This is a genomic window from Streptomyces sp. NPDC058796 (assembly GCF_042745235.1).
Lineage (GTDB): Bacteria > Actinomycetota > Actinomycetes > Streptomycetales > Streptomycetaceae > Streptomyces.
Window position 1 is genome coordinate 1 of the sequence record NZ_JBHYOP010000018.1, and the last position, 17,702, is coordinate 17,702.

The 17,702-nt window shown below is 74.2% G+C and carries 4 protein-coding genes; all 4 read left to right on the forward strand.

What is annotated here, in order from left to right:
• The coding region (locus tag ACFW47_RS32480) for an amino acid adenylation domain-containing protein (RefSeq protein WP_386307953.1) at window positions 1-8,757 on the forward strand (8,757 nt) is incomplete at its 5' end.
• Window positions 8,757-15,965 carry an amino acid adenylation domain-containing protein gene (locus ACFW47_RS32485; RefSeq protein ID WP_386307955.1) on the forward strand — a complete coding sequence of 2,403 codons (7,209 nt, stop codon included), beginning with the start codon at window positions 8,757-8,759 and terminating at the stop codon, window positions 15,963-15,965. The genes ACFW47_RS32480 and ACFW47_RS32485, both read left to right, overlap by 1 nt.
• Before the next feature lie 4 nt (window positions 15,966-15,969).
• Window positions 15,970-16,788 (forward strand): alpha/beta fold hydrolase, encoded by an 819-nt coding sequence (locus tag ACFW47_RS32490; RefSeq protein WP_386307956.1) that lies wholly within the window; start codon window positions 15,970-15,972, stop codon window positions 16,786-16,788.
• Between the two features lie 11 nt (window positions 16,789-16,799).
• A complete protein-coding gene (gene hasP / locus ACFW47_RS32495) occupies window positions 16,800-17,693 on the forward strand; it encodes a 3-hydroxyasparagine phosphotransferase (RefSeq protein ID WP_386307958.1) in 894 nt (297 codons plus the stop codon).
• Window positions 17,694-17,702 lie beyond the last annotated feature (9 nt).

Genomic DNA, 17,702 nt, shown 5'->3' on the forward strand with positions numbered 1-17,702 from the left:
CGAACCCAGCACCCCGACGTGCAGGTCATCAACGCCTACGGACCCACCGAATCCACCGTCAACATCACCGACCACCACCTCGACGGCACCGAAGACGGCCCCGTCCCCATCGGACGGCCCTTCGCCAACACCCAGGCCTACGTACTCGACTCCGCCCTACGCCCCGTACCCCCCGGCGTCACAGGAGAGCTCTACCTCGCCGGAGAACAACTCGCCCGCGGCTACCACGCCCGCCCCGCCCTGACTTCCGAGCGGTTCGTGGCCAACCCCTTCGGCGACCCCGGCACCCGGCTCTACCGCACCGGCGACCTCGCCCACTGGAACCACCACGGCCACCTCACCTACGACGGCCGCGCCGACCACCAGATCAAACTCCGCGGCCACCGCATCGAACTCGGCGAAATCGAAACCACCCTCACCACCCAGCCCGGCATCACCCAAACCACCGTCCAACTCCGCGAAGACACCCCCGGCGACCAACGACTCGTCGCCTACATCGTCACCACAGACGAATACGACGAGACCACCCTCCGGGACGCAGTCGCCCACGCCCTTCCCGACTACATGCGCCCCACCGCCTACGTCACCCTCGACGCCCTCCCCCTCACCCCCAACGGCAAACTCGACCGCAAAGCCCTCCCCACACCCACCTACACCCCCACAACCACCACCGGACGAACCCCCCGCACCCCCCGCGAAGAAATCCTCTGCGGCCTGTACGCCGAGATCCTCGGCGTGGGTGACGTGACGATCGACGACAACTTCTTCGACCTCGGCGGACACTCCCTCCTCGCCACCCGCCTCGTCAGCCGCGTCCGCAGCACCCTCGGTGTCGAGCTGCCGATCCGGCAGCTGTTCGAGACGCCGACCGTGGCGGGACTCGCCGACGCCCTCGACACCTCCGGCACCGTCCGCACCGCACTCACCGCGAAGCCGCGTCCCGAGCGCGTCCCGCTGTCGTACGCCCAGCAGCGCCTCTGGTTCCTCCACCAGCTCGAAGGCCCTTCGGCGACCTACAACATCCCCACCACCCTCCGTCTCACCGGCGTCCTCGACCACGACGCCCTGCGCGCTGCGACCGGGGATCTGATCGCCCGGCACGAGAGCCTGCGCACGGTCTTCACCGAGGACGAGCAGGGCGCGTACCAGATCGTGCTGCCCGCGGAGGTCGCCGCGACGCCCTTCACGGTCGTCGACGTGTCCGAGGAGGAGGTCGCGGACCGGGTGGCGGAGGCCGCGTCGTACCCCTTCGACCTGACGGCAGACCTGCCCGTGCGGATGCGGCTCTTCCGGGTGTCGGAGCAGGAGCACGTCCTGTTGCTGCTGGTCCACCACATCGCCAGCGACGCCTGGTCCCGCACCCCGCTCGCCCAGGACCTCACCGCCGCCTACACCGCCCGTCGCGCCGGCGACGCGCCCGCTTGGCAGGCGCTCCCCGTCCAGTACGCCGACTACGCGCTCTGGCAGCAGGAGGTCCTCGGCGACGAGACCGACGCGGACAGCCTGGCGGGGCGGCAGCTCGACTACTGGAAGCGGCAGCTGGCCGACCTGCCCGAGCAACTGGACCTGCCCACCGACCGGCCCCGCCCCGCCACCGCCGACCACACCGGCGACCGGGTCACCTTCACCGTCCCCGCCGAGCTGCACACCCGCCTCACCGACCTGGCGCGGTCGACCAACACCACCACGTTCATGGTGCTCCAGGCGGCGCTGGCCACCCTGCTCACCCGGCACGGCGCCGGCGAGGACATCCCCATCGGCACCCCCATCGCCGGACGCACCGACGACGCCACCGACCACCTCATCGGCTTCTTCGTCAACACCCTCGTCCTGCGCACCGACACCAGCGGCAACCCCACCTTCCGCGACCTCCTCACCCGCGTACGCGACACCGACCTCACCGCCTACGCCCACCAGGACCTCCCCTTCGAACGCCTCGTCGAAGCCCTCAACCCCACCCGCTCCCTCGCCCACCACCCCCTCTTCCAGACGATGCTCACCCTGCACAACACGCAGGGGGCGAAGGCGGAACGGTTCGCCGATCTCGCGGCCGAGGTGGTGGCGTCGGAGTCGGTCTCGGCGCGCTTCGACCTGTCGTTCGCGCTGGCCGAGCACTTCGGCGACGGCAACGTCTGCGAGGGCATGAGCGGCGGTGTCACGTACAGCACGGCGCTCTTCGACCGGGAGACCGTCCGGGACCTGGCCGATCGCCTGGTGCGGCTGCTGGCGGCGGCGGTCGCCCACCCGGGGCGGCCCGTCGGGCAGTTGGAGATCATGGACGCGGCCGAGCGGCGGCTGGTCCTGGAGGAGTGGAACGACACCGCCGCGGAGCCGCCCGCCGATTCGGTGGTCGGGCTGTTCGAGCGGCAGGCGCGGCGGTCGCCGGACGCGACGGCCGTGGAGTTCGGTGACACGCGGCTGTCGTACGGGCAGCTGAACGCACGGGCCAACCGGCTGGCCCGGCACCTCGTCGCGCGGGGCGCGGCTCCGGGCCGCTTCGTCGCCGTGGCGCTGCCGCGGTCGGCCGAGCTGGTCGTCACGCTGCTGGCGGTGCTGAAGTCGGGGGCGGCGTATCTGCCGGTCGACCCGCACTATCCGGCCGACCGCGTCGAGTACATGCTGGAGGACGCGGGGCCCGCCCTCACGCTGACCGAGCCGGTCGCGGAGGCGGAGCTGGCGGGGTACGCGAGCGGTGACCTCGGCGCCAACGAGCTGCGGGGTCCGGCCCTCGGCGCGCACCCGGCGTACGCGATCTACACCTCGGGATCCACGGGACGCCCCAAGGGCGTGGTGGTGCCGCGCACGGCGCTCGGGAACTTCCTCGCGGACATGGGCCGGCGGTTCGCTCCCACCGACGGCGACCGGCTGCTCGCCGTCACCACGGTGGGCTTCGACATCGCGGGTCTGGAGATCTTCCTGCCGCTGCTGCACGGGGCGGTGCTGGTACTCGCGGACGAGGAGACCGCGAAGGACCCGCACGCGCTGCTGCGTGCCGTGACCGCGTCTGGAGTCACCATGGTCCAGGCGACGCCGAGCCTGTGGCAGGGCGTCACGGCCGTGGCCGCGGACGAGCTGGCCAATGTGCGCGTCCTGGTGGGCGGGGAGGCGCTGCCGCCCGAGCTGGCGCGCACGCTGACGGAGCGGGCCCGTTCCGTGACGAACCTCTACGGTCCGACCGAGGTGACGATCTGGGCCACCGCCGCCGACGTCGCCGAGTCCGGGCCGGTCATCGGCGTCCCGCTCGCCAACACGTCGGCGTACGTGCTGGACGCGGCGCTGCGGCCGGTCCCGGTGGGCGTGCCCGGTGAGTTGTACCTGGCCGGGGAGCAGTTGGCGCAGGGCTACCACCGGCGTCCCTCGCTGACGTCGGAGCGGTTCACCGCCGACCCGTACGGACCGGCCGGGACGCGGATGTACCGCACCGGGGACCTGGTGTGCCGGCGCAGGGACGGAGCGCTGCGGTACCTGAGCCGGGTGGACCAGCAGGTCAAGCTGCGCGGCTTCCGCATCGAACTCGGGGAGATCGAGGCCGAGCTGGTCCGGCACCCGTCGGTCGCCGAGACGGCGGTGACGATACGCGAGGACCGCCCGGGTGACCGGCGGCTGGTCGCGTACGTCGTCCCGGCGGGCCCGGCGCCGGACGTGCGGGAGCTGCGGGAGCGGCTGCGGGGACGGCTGCCGGAGTTCATGGTGCCGACGGCGTTCGTGGCGCTCGACGCGCTGCCGTTGACGCCGAACAGGAAGCTGGACCGCAAGTCACTGCCCGCGCCGGAGTACGACGGTGAGCCGGCGGGCCGGGGGCCGCGCGGCCCGCGCGAGGAGATCCTCTGCGCGCTCTTCGCCGATGTGCTGGGTGTCGACCGGGTCGGCATCGACGACGGCTTCTTCGACCTGGGCGGGCACTCGCTGCTCGCCAGCCGGCTGGTGAGCCGGATCAGGACGGCGCTGGGCGTCGAGCTGTCCGTGCGGCAGTTCTTCGAGACGCCGACCATCGCGGGGCTCTCCGGAGTACTGGACGGGGCGGCGGGCGCGCGGACGCCGCTGGTGGCCCGGGAACGCCCGGAGCGGGTGCCGCTGTCGCCGGCGCAGCAGCGGCTGTGGTTCCTGCACCAGTTCGAGGGGCCCTCGGCGACGTACAACGTGCCCACGGCGCTGCGGCTGTCCGGTCCGGTGGACCGGGCGGCGCTGGGGCGGGCGGTCGGTGACGTGCTGGAGCGGCACGAGAGTCTGCGGACCGTGTTCGCGGCGGACGACGACGGGTCGTGGCAGACCGTGCTGCCCGCCGACCCGTCCGCCCACCGCCTGGACGTCGTCGACGTCACCGCCGAGGAAGTCGAGGAGCGGGTGGCGGACGCGGCCCGGCACGTCTTCGACCTGACCGCCGACATCCCGTTCCTGGCGCGGCTGTTCCGGGTCTCGGAGACGGACCACGTCCTGCTGCTGCTCGTCCACCACATCGCCAGCGACGGCTGGTCCATGGCGCCGCTGGCCCGGGACCTGACGGCCGCGTACGCGGCCCGCCGCGCGGGTGACGCGCCGGGCTGGGAGCCGCTGCCGGTGCAGTACGCGGACTACGCGCTGTGGCAGCGCGAGGTTCTGGGCGACGAGTCCGACCCCGAGAGCGTGGCGGGGCGGCAGCTGGCGTACTGGAAGGAGGCGCTGGCCGGGCTGCCCGAGCAGTTGGAGCTGCCCACCGACCGGCCCCGGCCGGCGACCGCCGGCTACACCGGCGACCGCGTCGCGTTCACGGTGCCGGCGGCGCTGCACGCGCGGCTGACGGAGCTGGCGCGCGCCACGCACTCCAGCCTGTTCATGGTGACGCAGGCGGCGTTCGCGGCGCTGCTGACGCGGCTCGGGGCGGGAGAGGACATCCCGATCGGCACGGCGGTCGCCGGGCGCAACGACGCGGCCACCGAGGATCTCGTCGGGTTCTTCGTGAACACGCTGGTGCTGCGCACGGACACCGGCGGCAATCCCACCTTCCGGGAACTGCTCGGCCGCGTCCGGGAGGGCGACCTGGCGGCGTACGCGCACCAGGAGGTGCCGTTCGAGCGGCTGGTGGAGGCGGTCAACCCGGCGCGCAGTCTGGCCCATCACCCGCTGTACCAGGTGATGATCACGTTCAACAACACGGCGGACCGGAACGCTCCGCGGGCCGCGTCCGGTGACGGTGACGCGCTGGTGAACGCGACCCGGATGACGGCCGGCACCGGGGTGGCGAAGTTCGACCTGTCGCTGACCTTCGGCGAGCGGCACGACGCGTCGGGCGGTCCCGCGGGCATGCGGGGTTCGCTGGAGTACCGCACGGAGCTGTTCGACCGGGAGACCGCGGAGTCGCTGATCTCCCGGCTGCTCGGAGTACTGGGCTCGGTCACGGCCGACCCGGACCTGCCGATCGGCGGGATCGGCCTGCTGGACCCGGCCGAGCGGCGGCAGTTGCTCCAGGAGTGGAACGACACGGCGCGTCCGCAGCGTGAGGGGACCCTGCCGGAGCTGTTCGAGGAGCAGGTGGCGAGGACCCCGAGGGACCCGGCGTTCTCGGCGGACGGGACGACGCTGACGTACGCCGAGCTGAACTCCCGCGCCAACCGGCTCGCCCACCTCCTCGCGGAGTCCGGGGCGGGTCCGGAGCAGGTGGTGGCGATCTCGTTGCCGCCGTCGGTGGAGATGGGGGTGGCGGTGCTCGCGGTGCTGAAGACGGGCGCGGCGTACCTGCCGGTCGACCCGGGCAGCCCTCGCGAGCGGATCGCGACGATGACCGAGGACGCGGCGCCGGTGTGTGCGCTGACCACGTCGGCGGTCCCGGACGGGGTGTTCCCGGACGAGCTGCCCCGGCTGCTCCTCGACGACCCGGACGTGACGGCCCGGCTCGCCGCGCAGCCCGCGCACGACCTGACGGACGAGGACCGGACGCAGCCGCTGTCGCCGTGGAACGCGGCGTACATCATCTACACGTCGGGCTCGACGGGCCGGCCGAAGGGGGTGCTCGTCGAGCACCAGCCGGTGCTCAACTACCTGGCGGTGTCGGCGGAGCTGTACCCGGGCGTGGCGGGCAACGCCCTGCTGCACTCGCCGCTCTCCTTCGACCTCACCGTGACCGGGCTGTTCGCGCCGCTGCTGAACGGCGGCTGTGTGCACCTCGCGGACCTGGAGGAGCTGCACGAGCGGGCGCTGGACGGCGAGGTGCCCGCGGACCTGCCGCAGATGACGTTCCTGAAGGCGACGCCCAGCCATCTGCCGCTGATCACCGGGCTGCCCGGGGTGTGCGTGCCGGACGGGGAGCTGGTCCTGGGCGGCGAGTCGCTGACCGGCCGCGCGGTGCGGTCGCTGCTGGCCGCGCACCCGGGGGCCCGGGTCCTCAACGAGTACGGCCCGACCGAGACGATCGTCGGCTGCACCACGTGGCGGGTCGAGACGCCGGACGACCTCGCGGACGGTGTGCTGACCATCGGCCGCCCGTTCCCGAACACCCGGATGCTGGTCCTCGACCCGTACCTGCAGCCCGTGCCGGCCGGGGTGCCGGGCGAGCTGTACGTGTCCGGGGTGCAGCTGGCGCGCGGCTATCTGAACCGCCCCGGTCAGAGCGCGTCCCGGTTCGTCGCCGACCCCTTCGGGGGGCCGGGCGAGCGGATGTACCGCACCGGTGACATCGTGCGCTGGAACCGGCACGGCGACCTGGAGTTCATCAGCCGCGTCGACGACCAGGTGAAGATCCGCGGTTTCCGGGTGGAGCTGGGCGAGGTCGAGTCGGCCCTGTCGCGGCACCCCGCGGTGCCGGAGGCGGTGGCGGTCGTACGCGAGGACCGGCCGGGCGACCGGCGGCTGGTCGCCTACCTGGTGGCCGACGCCGGACCCGTGCCCTCGGACGGGGAGCTGCGGGAGTGGCTGCGCGAGTCGCTGCCCGACTACATGGTGCCGTCGGCGTTCGTCCGGCTGGCCGAGCTGCCGCTGACGGCGAACGGCAAACTGGACCGGGGGCGGCTGCCCGCGCCGGACTACGTCGCCGCCGGCACCGGCCGGGCGCCGACGACGGCGCGCGAGGAGCTGCTGTGCGCGCTGTTCGCGGAGGCGCTGGGCCTGGAGTCCGTCGGCGTCGACGACGGCTTCTTCGACCTCGGCGGCGACAGCATCCTCTCCATCCAGCTCGTCAGCCGGGCCCGCGCGAAGGGCCTCACGCTCTCCGTGCGGGACGTCTTCGAGCACCAGAGCGTCGCCCACATCGCCGAGGCGCTGGACGGGGCGGAGGAGCCGGAGCCGGACGCCGGGCGGCGCGAGGAGGTGCCGGCGAGCGGGCCGGTGCCGGCCACGCCGATCATGGGCTGGTTCGCGGGACTGGGCGGCCCCACCGCCCCGTTCAACCAGTCGGTGGTGGTGTCCGTGCCGGCGGACCTCGACGAGGAACGGCTGGTGGCCGCCCTCGGGGCCGTCGTCGACCGGCACGACTCGCTGCGGTTGCGGGTCGCCGGGGACTGGACCATGACCGTCCCCGAGCCCGGCACGGTGGACGCCGCGGACCTCGTCACGTACCTGCGGGCGCCGGACGCCGACGACGACGCGCTGCGTGCCCTGGTGGCCGAGGCGGCCGTCGCCGAACGCGACCGGCTGGACCCGGCCGACGGCCGGATGCTGCGCGCCTGCCGGATCGACCGCGGTCCCGGCCGGCCGGGGCTGCTGGTCCTGGTCGCCCACCACCTGGCCGTGGACGCCGTCAGCTGGCGGCTGCTCGTGCCGGACCTGGCCGCCGCCTACGAGGGCAGCCCGCTCAGCCCGGCCGGCACCCACTGGCGTGAGTGGGCCGGTGCGCTGCGCGACCTCGCCGGCACGGCCGTCACCGAGGCGGAGACGGACCACTGGCTGGACGCGGTCCGCCCGGCCGCCGAGCCGACGGACCCGGCACTGGACCCGGCGCGCGACACCCACGGCCGCTCCGGTCAGGTCGTCCTCGACCTGGACGCGGAGACCACCGACGCGCTCCTCACCTGGGTCCCCGGGGTGTTCCGCGCCGAGATCAACGACCTGCTGCTGACGGCGTTCGGCCTGGCCGTCGCCGACTGGCGGCGCGCCCGGGGCGGCGGCGCGGGCGCGCCGGTCACGGTGGACCTGGAGAGTCACGGCCGCCACGAGCACCTGGTGCCGGGCGCCGACCTCACCCGCACCACCGGCTGGTTCACGTCGATGCACCCGGTGCCGCTGCGCCCGGAGGTCGACGAGTGGGAGTGGCCACAGGTGTGGGACGGCGGTGCCGCCGCGGGCCGGGCCCTGAAGCGCGTCAAGGAGCAACTGCGCGCCGTACCGCGCGACGGCGTCGGCTACGGCCTGCTCCGTCACCTCAACCCGCGCACCCGGGACCGGTTCGCCGCGCTGCCGGTGCCTGCGTTCGGCTTCAACTACCTGGGCCGGTACACCGGCGGGCGGGACGCCGGCCCCGGCGCCGGGCCGCAGGCGTGGAGCGTGCTCGGGCGGGGCGTGGCGGGCCAGCACCCGGACACGCCGCTCGCGCACCCCGTCGAGCTGGTCGCGGGCGCCCACGACACCGACGAGGGGCCCAGGCTGCACAGCGTCTGGACGTACGCGGACGCCGTGCTCTCCGAGGGCGAGGTGCGGCGCCTGGCAGAGGGCTGGTTCCGGGCCCTGAAGGCGCTGGTCGAGCACGCGGGCCGGCCCGAGGCGAGCGGTCTGACCCCCTCGGACGTCTCCCTCACCTCGCTCAGCGAGGACGACATCACCCGACTCGAGAGCGAATGGGGCTCCCTCTGATGGCCAAGTCCGGCTTGGAAGACATCCTGCCGCTGTCCCCGCTCCAGGAGGGGATGCTGTTCCACAACCTCTTCGACGACGAGGAACTGGACGCCTACAACGTCCAGGTCTTCATCGAGCTGGAGGGGAACACGGACCCGGAGCGGCTGCGCCGGGCCGGGCAGGCGCTGCTGGAGCGGCACGCCAACCTGCGTGCCGCGTTCCGGCACGAGGGCCTCAAGCGCCCGGTGCAGCTCATCCCCCGCCGCGCCGACCTGCCGTGGGGCGAGGAGGATCTGGCGGCCGTGGCCGAGGAGGAGCGCGAGGCCGCGGCGGAGCGGATCGCCGAGCGGGACCGCTGGACGCGTTTCGACCTGTCCCGGCCGCCGCTGATCCGCTTCACCCTGGTCCGGCTCGCCCCGGGACGCCACCGTCTGCTGATGACGCTCCATCACATTCTGCTGGACGGCTGGTCGATGCCGATCCTGCTGCGCGAGCTGATGACGCTGTACACGGTGCACGGCGACGCCACCGCCCTGCCCCGGGTGCGTCCCTACCGCGACTACCTGGGCTGGCTCGGCGGCCGGGACCGGGACGCGGCCCGGCAGGCGTGGACGGACGCGTTCACCGGGTTCGACACCCCGAGCATCGTGGCGCCGGACCGGGGAGCGCTCACCGCGGCGCCCGAGCGGATCGACTTCTCCGAGGACGAGGCGGCGAGCGCCGCCCTGACCCGCTTCGCCCGGTCGCACGGGCTGACGGTGAACACGGTGATCCAGGGTGCCTGGGGTCTGGTGCTGTCGCACCTGACGGGCCGGGACGACGTGGTGTTCGGCGTGACGGTCAGCGGCCGTCCGCCGGAGCTGCCCGGTGTCGACACGATGGTCGGTCTCTTCATGAACACCCTGCCGCTGCGGGTGCGGCTGCGGCCCGCCGAGTCGCTGGCGGAGTTCCTGCGCCGGACGCAGAGCGAGCAGGCGCGGCTGATCGACCACCAGTGGGTGGGGCTCGCGGAGATCCAGCGCTGGGCGGGCTCGGGCGAACTGTTCGACACGGCCATGGTGTTCGAGAACTACCCGCTGAACTCCAGCCGCGGCCGGCCGCCGGGCGCCACCGCGGACGGCGACCTCCCCACAGTGCTCAAGGTCCACTCGAAGGACCAGATGCACTATCCGCTGGGCCTGCTGGCTCTGCCCCGGGAGACCCTGCGGTTCTCGCTGGGCTATCTGCCGCAGGTCTTCGACGCGCGGCGGGTCCGGGCGGTGGTCGCCGCGTTCCGCCGGGCGCTGCGCACGATCCTGGACAGCCCGGAGACCCGGGTCGGCGCGGTCACGCTCCTCGACCCGGAGGTGCGCGGCACCGTCCTGGAGAAGTGGAGCGGCTCGGACGACGTGCGGCCCGCTGAGCGGTTCACCGACCTGTTCGAGGAGCAGGTGGCGCGCACCCCGGCCAAGACGGCGCTGATCGCCCCCGACGGCCGGCTGACCTACGCCGAGCTGGACGCGGCGGCCAACCGGCTGGCCCGCCGCCTGGTCGAGCTGGGCGTCGGCCCGGAACGGCCCGTGGCCGTCGCGGTGCCGCGCCGCACCGAACTGGTCGTCGGCATGCTGGCCGTGCTCAAGGCGGGCGGCGCCTACGTGCCGATCGACCCGGAGTACCCGCCGGACCGCGTCCGCTACATGATCGAGGACTCCGATCCGGCGCTCGTCCTCACCACCTCCGACGTGGACGCCCGGATCCGCGAGGAGAGCGGCGGACCGCTGACGTTCGTCATGGACGATCCCGGCACCGGCAGGTCGCTGGCCCGGCACTCCGGGAGCGGCCTCACCGACGCCGACCGCTCGGGCCCCCTGCTGCCGGGGCATCCGGCGTACATCATCTACACGTCCGGCACGACGGGCCGCCCCAAGGGCGTCGTGATCGAGCACCGGGCGCTGTCGGCGTTCGTCCGGCACTGCCGGTCCTCGCAGGCGCCGGACGTCTCGGGGCTGTCCGTGATGCAGGCCTCGGCCTCCTTCGACCAGAGCGTCGGCTCCCTGCACGCCCCGCTGATCAGCGGCGGCTGCGTCCGGCTGACGGACCTGCGCACCCTCGCCGAGACCGCCGTGAGCGAACCCGGTTTCCGCCGGGCCACGTTCATGAAGGGCACCCCATCCCACCTGGCCCTGCTCACCACCATGCCCGAGGACGTCTCACCGTCGGGGACGATCACGCTGGGCGGCGAGGAGCTGCGCGGCGAGGTCCTGGCACCCTGGCGCGCGACCATGCCGGACGTGACGGTGGTGAACGTCTACGGGCCCACCGAGGCCACCGGCCACTGCCTGGAGCACTGGATCGACCCGGGCCGCCCGGTGCCGCCGGGCCCGGTGCCGATCGGCACCCCGCACGAGGGGGTGCGGGTGTACGTCCTCGACGCGGCACTGCGGCCGGTCGCGCCGGGCCTCGACGGCGAGGTGTACCTGGCGGGCGTGCAGCTGGCGCGCGGCTACCTGGGCCGGGGCGGCCTGACCGCCGAGCGGTTCCCGGCCGACCCGTTCGGCGCGCCGGGCAGCCGCATGTACCGCACGGGTGACCTCGCGCACTGGACCGAGGCGGGCGAGCTGGTCTTCGCCGGCCGCGCGGACCGGCAGGTCAAGCTGCGCGGCTACCGCATCGAGCTGGGCGAGCTCGAGGCCGCCGTCATGGCCGGTCCCGGTGTGCGCCAGGCCGCGGTCGTCCTGCGCGAGGACCAGCCGGGCGACCAGCGCCTCGTCGCGTACGTCGTACCGGACGGCGACCGCTGGGACGAGGCCGCCGTCAACGCCGGACTGGCCCGCTCACTGCCCGACTTCATGATGCCGTCGGCGTTCGTCACGCTGGACGCCCTGCCACTGAGTCCGAACGGCAAGCTGGACCGTGCGGCGCTGCCCGCGCCCACGTACACCGGCCGGAGCGCGGGCCGGGCCCCGCGCACCCCGCGCGAGGAGATCCTCTGCGACCTGTACGCGGAGGTCCTGTCGCTGCCGAGCGTGGGCGTCGACGACGACTTCTTCGACCTCGGCGGGCACTCCCTGCTCGCCACCCGCCTGGTCAGCCGGATCCGCACCACGCTGGGCGCCGAGCTGTCCATCCGGCAGTTCTTCGAGGCGCCGACACCGGCCGCGCTCGCCGGGACGCTCGACCACGCCGGCCGGGCGCGCACCGCGCTGACGGCGCGTCCCCGTCCCGAGCGCCTCCCGCTCTCGTACGCCCAGCAGCGTTTGTGGTTCCTGCACCTGCTGGAAGGGCCGAGCCCGACCTACAACATCCCGACCGCGCTCAGGCTCTCCGGCCCGCTGCGCCCGGAGGCGCTGCGCGAGGCGCTGCTGGACGTGATCGGGCGGCACGAGAGCCTGCGGACGACGTTCGCCGAGGACGAGCGCGGGGCCCGGCAGGTGGTGCACCGCCCCGAGGAGGTCCGGCTGGTCTTCGAGACGGCCGAGTCCACGGAGTCCGAGTACGAGGCCGACCTCGCGCGCGCGGCCCGGCACTCGTTCGACCTGGGTGCGGACATCCCCGTACGGGCGCGGCTGCTGCGGCTGTCGGAGCAGGAGCACGTCCTGTTGCTGCTGGTCCACCACATCGCCAGCGACGCCTGGTCCCGCACCCCGCTCGCCCAGGACCTCACCGCCGCCTACACCGCCCGTCGCGCCGGCGACGCGCCCGCTTGGCAGGCGCTCCCCGTCCAGTACGCCGACTACGCGCTCTGGCAGCAGGAGGTCCTCGGCGACGAGACCGACGCGGACAGCCTGGCGGGGCGGCAGCTCGACTACTGGAAGCGGCAGCTGGCCGACCTGCCCGAGCAACTGGACCTGCCCACCGACCGGCCCCGCCCCGCCACCGCCGACCACACCGGCGACCGGGTCACCTTCACCGTCCCCGCCGAGCTGCACACCCGCCTCACCGACCTGGCGCGGTCGACCAACACCACCACGTTCATGGTGCTCCAGGCGGCGCTGGCCACCCTGCTCACCCGGCACGGCGCCGGCGAGGACATCCCCATCGGCACCCCCATCGCCGGACGCACCGACGACGCCACCGACCACCTCATCGGCTTCTTCGTCAACACCCTCGTCCTGCGCACCGACACCAGCGGCAACCCCACCTTCCGCGACCTCCTCACCCGCGTACGCGACACCGACCTCACCGCCTACGCCCACCAGGACCTCCCCTTCGAACGCCTCGTCGAAGCCCTCAACCCCACCCGCTCCCTCGCCCACCACCCCCTCTTCCAGGTGGTACTGGCGCTGCGCAGCACCGCCCCGCGGCGGGCGGACGGCGAGGGCGCGCCGGCGCTGCCGGGCGGGCTGACCGTGAGCGGGGTGGGCGGCTCGGCGGCGACGGCGGCCAAGGTCGACCTCGGGTTCTCGGTGACGGAGCGCCGGGCCGCGGACAACACCCCCGACGGCGTGTCGGGCGTCCTCGACTTCCGGACCGATCTGTTCGACCACGGCACCGCGCAAGCGCTGGTGGACCGCTTCGTGCGGGTGCTCGCCGACGCGGCCGCCCACCCCGACCGGCCGTTGAGCCGCATCGACGTCCTCGGCCCGCGCGAGCGGCACCGGGTCGTCGAGGAGTGGAACGCCACCGCGAAGGGCCTCGCCCCGGCCACCCTGCCGGACCTGTTCGAGCGGCACGTGCGGGAGCGCCCCGACGCCGAGGCGGTGGTCCTCGGCGACGAGTCCCTGACCTACGCCCGGCTGAACGCGCGCGCCAACCGGCTGGCGCGGCTGCTGGTGGCGCGGGGCGCGGGCCCCGAGCGGCTGGTCGCGCTGGCCCTGCCCCGCTCCGTCGAACTGCCCGTCGCCGTCCTCGCGGTGGCCAAGACCGGCGCCGCCTACCTGCCGCTGGACCCGGCCCACCCGGCGGAACGCATCGCCGGCACCCTGGACGACGCGGCGCCGGTCGCGCTCCTGACCACGGCCGAGGTCGCCGCGGGCCTCCCGGACACGGACGTGCCCCGGATACTGCTGGACGAGGAACCCGCGGCGGACCGGGACCCGGGGAACCTGGGCGACGCCGACCGCCTGGCGCCGCTGCTGCCGTGCCACCCCGCCTACGTCATCTACACCTCCGGCACCACCGGCCGCCCCAAGGGCGTCACCGTGACGCACACCGGGCTGCCCGCCCTGCTGGACATTTTCACCTCGCAGCTGGGCGTCGTACCCGGCAGCCGCGTCCTGCACCACCTGTCGCCCGCCTTCGACGGCGGGTTCTGGGAGCTGGCGATGGGCCTGCTGACCGGCTCCGCCCTGGTCGTCGCCGAACCCGGCACCGTCCCCGGGCCCGCCCTCGCCGAGCTGGCGGTGCGCCACCGGGTCACCCACGCGGCGATCACGCCCGCGGTGCTCCAGCTGATCCCCGAGGGGGCGCTGCCCGCCGGGACGACGCTGGTCGTCGCCGCCGAGACCTGCCCGCCCGAACTGGTCGGACGCTGGTCCGCCGGGCGCCTGATGCGCAACTCGTACGGGCCGACGGAGACCACGGTCTGCGCGACCATGAGCGCCCCGCTGGCGGGCGCGGTCGTCCCGCCGATCGGCACCCCCGTCGCCGACACCGCCGGCTACGTCCTGGACGCCGCCCTCCAGCCGGTGCCGCCGGGCGTGCCCGGTGAGCTGTACGTGCGCGGCCCCGGCCTGGCCCGCGGCTACCTCGGCCGGCCGTCGCTGACCGCGGGCCGCTTCGTGGCGAGCCCGTACGGTCCGGCGGGCAGCGTGATGTACCGCACCGGCGACCTGGTCCGGCACACCGCGGACGGCGACCTGGAGTACCTGGGCCGCACCGACAGCCAGGTCAAGCTGCGCGGTATGCGCGTCGAGCCCGCCGAGATCGAGGCGGTGACGGCCCGTCAGCCCGGCGTGGCGCAGGCGGCGGTGCTGGTCCGCGAGGACACGCCCGGCGACCGCCGTCTCGTCGGTTACGTCGTGCCGGACGCGGGGGCCGCCGTGGACACCGCCGCGCTGCGGCAGCGGCTGCGTGCCTCGCTGCCCGAGTACATGGTGCCCGCCGCCCTCGTCGTCCTGGACGCACTGCCGCTCACCTCGAACGGCAAGCTCGACCACCGCGCCCTGCCGGCGCCCGAGTACCGCACCGTCGAGGGCCGCTCCCCGCGCACCCCGCGCGAGGAGACCCTGTGCCGGCTCTTCGCCGAGGTCCTCGGCCTGGACCTGGTCGGTCTCGACGACGGCTTCTTCGACCTGGGCGGCCACTCGCTGCTCGCCATCCGGCTCGTGGAGCGGGTCCGCGCCGAGCTGGGCGAGGAGCTGGGCGTGCGCGACCTGTTCGCCGCGCCGACCGTCGCCGACCTGGCGGTGCGGCTCGCGGCGCGCGGCGGCCGGGAGCCGATGGAGCGCCTGCTCCCGCTGCGCGCCGCCGGCACCGGACGTCCGGTCTTCTGCGTCCACCCCGGTTCCGGCATGAGCTGGTGCTACTCGGGCCTGGTGCGCCACCTGCCGGCCGACATCCCGGTCTACGGCCTCCAGGCCGCCGGCCTCGACGGCGACGGCCCGCTGCCCGCCACGCTGGAGGAGATGGCCGCCGAGTACACGGACCTGATCCAGGAAGCGCAGCCCGAGGGGCCGTACCGGCTGCTCGGCTGGTCGCTCGGCGGCAACGTGGCCTTCGCCATGGCGGGCGAGCTGCGCGCCCGTGGACAGGAGGTGGAGCTGCTGGCCTTCCTGGACGCCTATCCGCGCCAGGCGGGCGCGGGCGTGGAGACCCCGCTGGCCGAGGTGTTCGCGCACAACCTGCGCGACGCCGGGTTCGCCGTCACCGAGGAGGAACTCACCGGCGGCCGCTTCCCCTCCGCCCGCTACCGGGCGTTCCTGAACGCCGCCGGCGACCCGATGGGCCGCCTCGACGAGGACGAACTGGCCGCCGTCCTCCAGGTCTTCATGAACAACGCCGGCCTGATGCGCGGTCACACCCCCGGCACCTACGACGGCGACGTGCTGGTGCTCGCGGCCGAACGGGCGGACGCCGGCAAGCTGGCCCGCCGCGGCGCCGAGTCCTGGCGCCCGCATGTGACGGGCCGGATCGAACGGGTCGGCGTCGACGCCGACCACCTCGGGCTCGTGCAGTCCGACGCCGCCCTCGCCGTCGTCGGCCGCGCCCTGGCCGAACGCCTGGACCGGGAGGCCGGTCCCGCGCATCCCGCACCCCCTCCGACCGAAGGAGTCACCGCCATGAGCCCCTCGTCCGAGGTCGCCTGACGCCATGCCTGTCATCACCGTCAACGACATCAGGATCAACTACTACGACAGCGCGCCGCCCGGGGGTGAGCGCTCGGCGCCCGCCGTGCTGCTCGTCATGGGCTCGGGCGGCAGCGGCCGGGCCTGGCACCTGCACCAGGTGCCCGCCCTGGTCGCCGCCGGCTTCCGGGTGATCAGCTTCGACAACCGGGGCATCGCCCCCAGCGAGGAGTGCCCCGAGGGCTTCGGCATCGACGACCTGGTCGCCGACACCGCGGCCCTCATCGAGGAACTGCGCCTCGGCCCCTGCCAGGTGGCGGGCATCTCCATGGGCGCTCACATCGCCCAGGAGCTGGCACTGACCCGGCCCGACCTCGTCGACCGGCTGGTGCTGATGGCGACCCGGGCCCGCCCGGACGCCCTGCGCGACGCGCTGTGCCGGGCGGAGATGGAACTGTACGACCAGGGGGTCCGGCTGCCCGCCGCCTACGAGGCGGTCGTCCAGGCCATGCAGAACCTCTCGCCCCGCACCCTCGACGACGACCGGCAGGCCCGCGACTGGCTCGACGTGCTGGAGCTGACCCGGGTCTCCGGGGCGGGGCACCGGGCCCAGCTCGGGGTGGGCGTGATGCCCGACCGGCGCGAGGCCTACCGCGGCATCCGGGCCGCCACCCGGGTCATCGCCTTCCAGGACGACCTGATCGCCCCGCCCCACCTGGGCCGGGAGGTCGCCGACGCGATCCCCGGCGCCGAGTACGAGCTGGTGCCCGACTGCGGGCACTACGGATACCTCGAGTCACCGGACGCGGTGAACAAGAGTCTCGTCGAATTCCTGCGCCGGTGAAGGAGAACGCGTTGAAGACCGAGTCAGAGGCCGCCCTGACGCCCGCCGACCGGCACCTCGTCGGGCTGGCTCTGGAGGTGTGCCCCGGCTTCGCCCCCGGTGAGGTCGTCTACCGCAGCCGCACCTCCCTGGTGGTCGGGGGCACCCTGGACGGCGTGGAGGCGCTGGCCAAGGTGCGCACACCCGACTGGCGGCGCCAGTGCCTGCGCGAGATCGACACGTACGACCTGTTCGACGCGGTGCCCCCGCCGGTGCCCGTGCCGCGGCGGTTCGCCTCCGACAAGGAGCGCGCCGTGCTGGTCATGGAGCGGCTCGCCGGGGAGGTGCTGGCGCCGGACCGGTTCCCGGTCACGCCCGTCTCCGCCAGGGATCTGGCCGGGGTGCTGGCGGCCGTGGAGCGCCTGCGGCACTGGCGGCCCGCGCAGGCCGAGGGCTGGTCGGTGGACTACCGGGGGATGCTGGACGGCGTGCGCGCCCAGGGCGTCTTCGACGACGAGCACTGGACGTCGCTCCTCAGGCTCCTGGAACTGTCCGGACCGCCGCGCGAGTTCGGCCACGGCGACCTGGTGCTCGCCAACGTGGTCCGCAGCCGGGGCCGGGAGGTGCTGATCGACTGGGCGAGCAGCGCCCTGTACCTGCCCTGCCTCGACCTCGCCCAGCTCTGGATGCTGCTCGGGGACGTGCCCGGCGCCCGGGCGCGGATCGAGGTGGCGGTGGCCGAACGTGCCGACGAGCGGGACGGGATGATGCCGTTCCTGGTGAACCTGACGCTGCTGCTGTACCGCGAGCGCCGTGCCCACCAGCGTTTCACCGACGACGCCTCGCGGGCCCGGGCGGTACGGCTCGACGCCGCCTGGGAGCTGACCCGGCACCGTGTCCGGCAGTGCCTGGCGACGGCCGGCTGACCGGCACAC

Coding starts and splice junctions, on each gene's coding strand:
- ACFW47_RS32485 (WP_386307955.1), top strand. CDS start 8,757: ATGGCCAAGTCCGGCTTGGAAGACATCCTGCCGCTGTCCCCGCTCCAG.
- ACFW47_RS32490 (WP_386307956.1), top strand. CDS start 15,970: ATGCCTGTCATCACCGTCAACGACATCAGGATCAACTACTACGACAGC.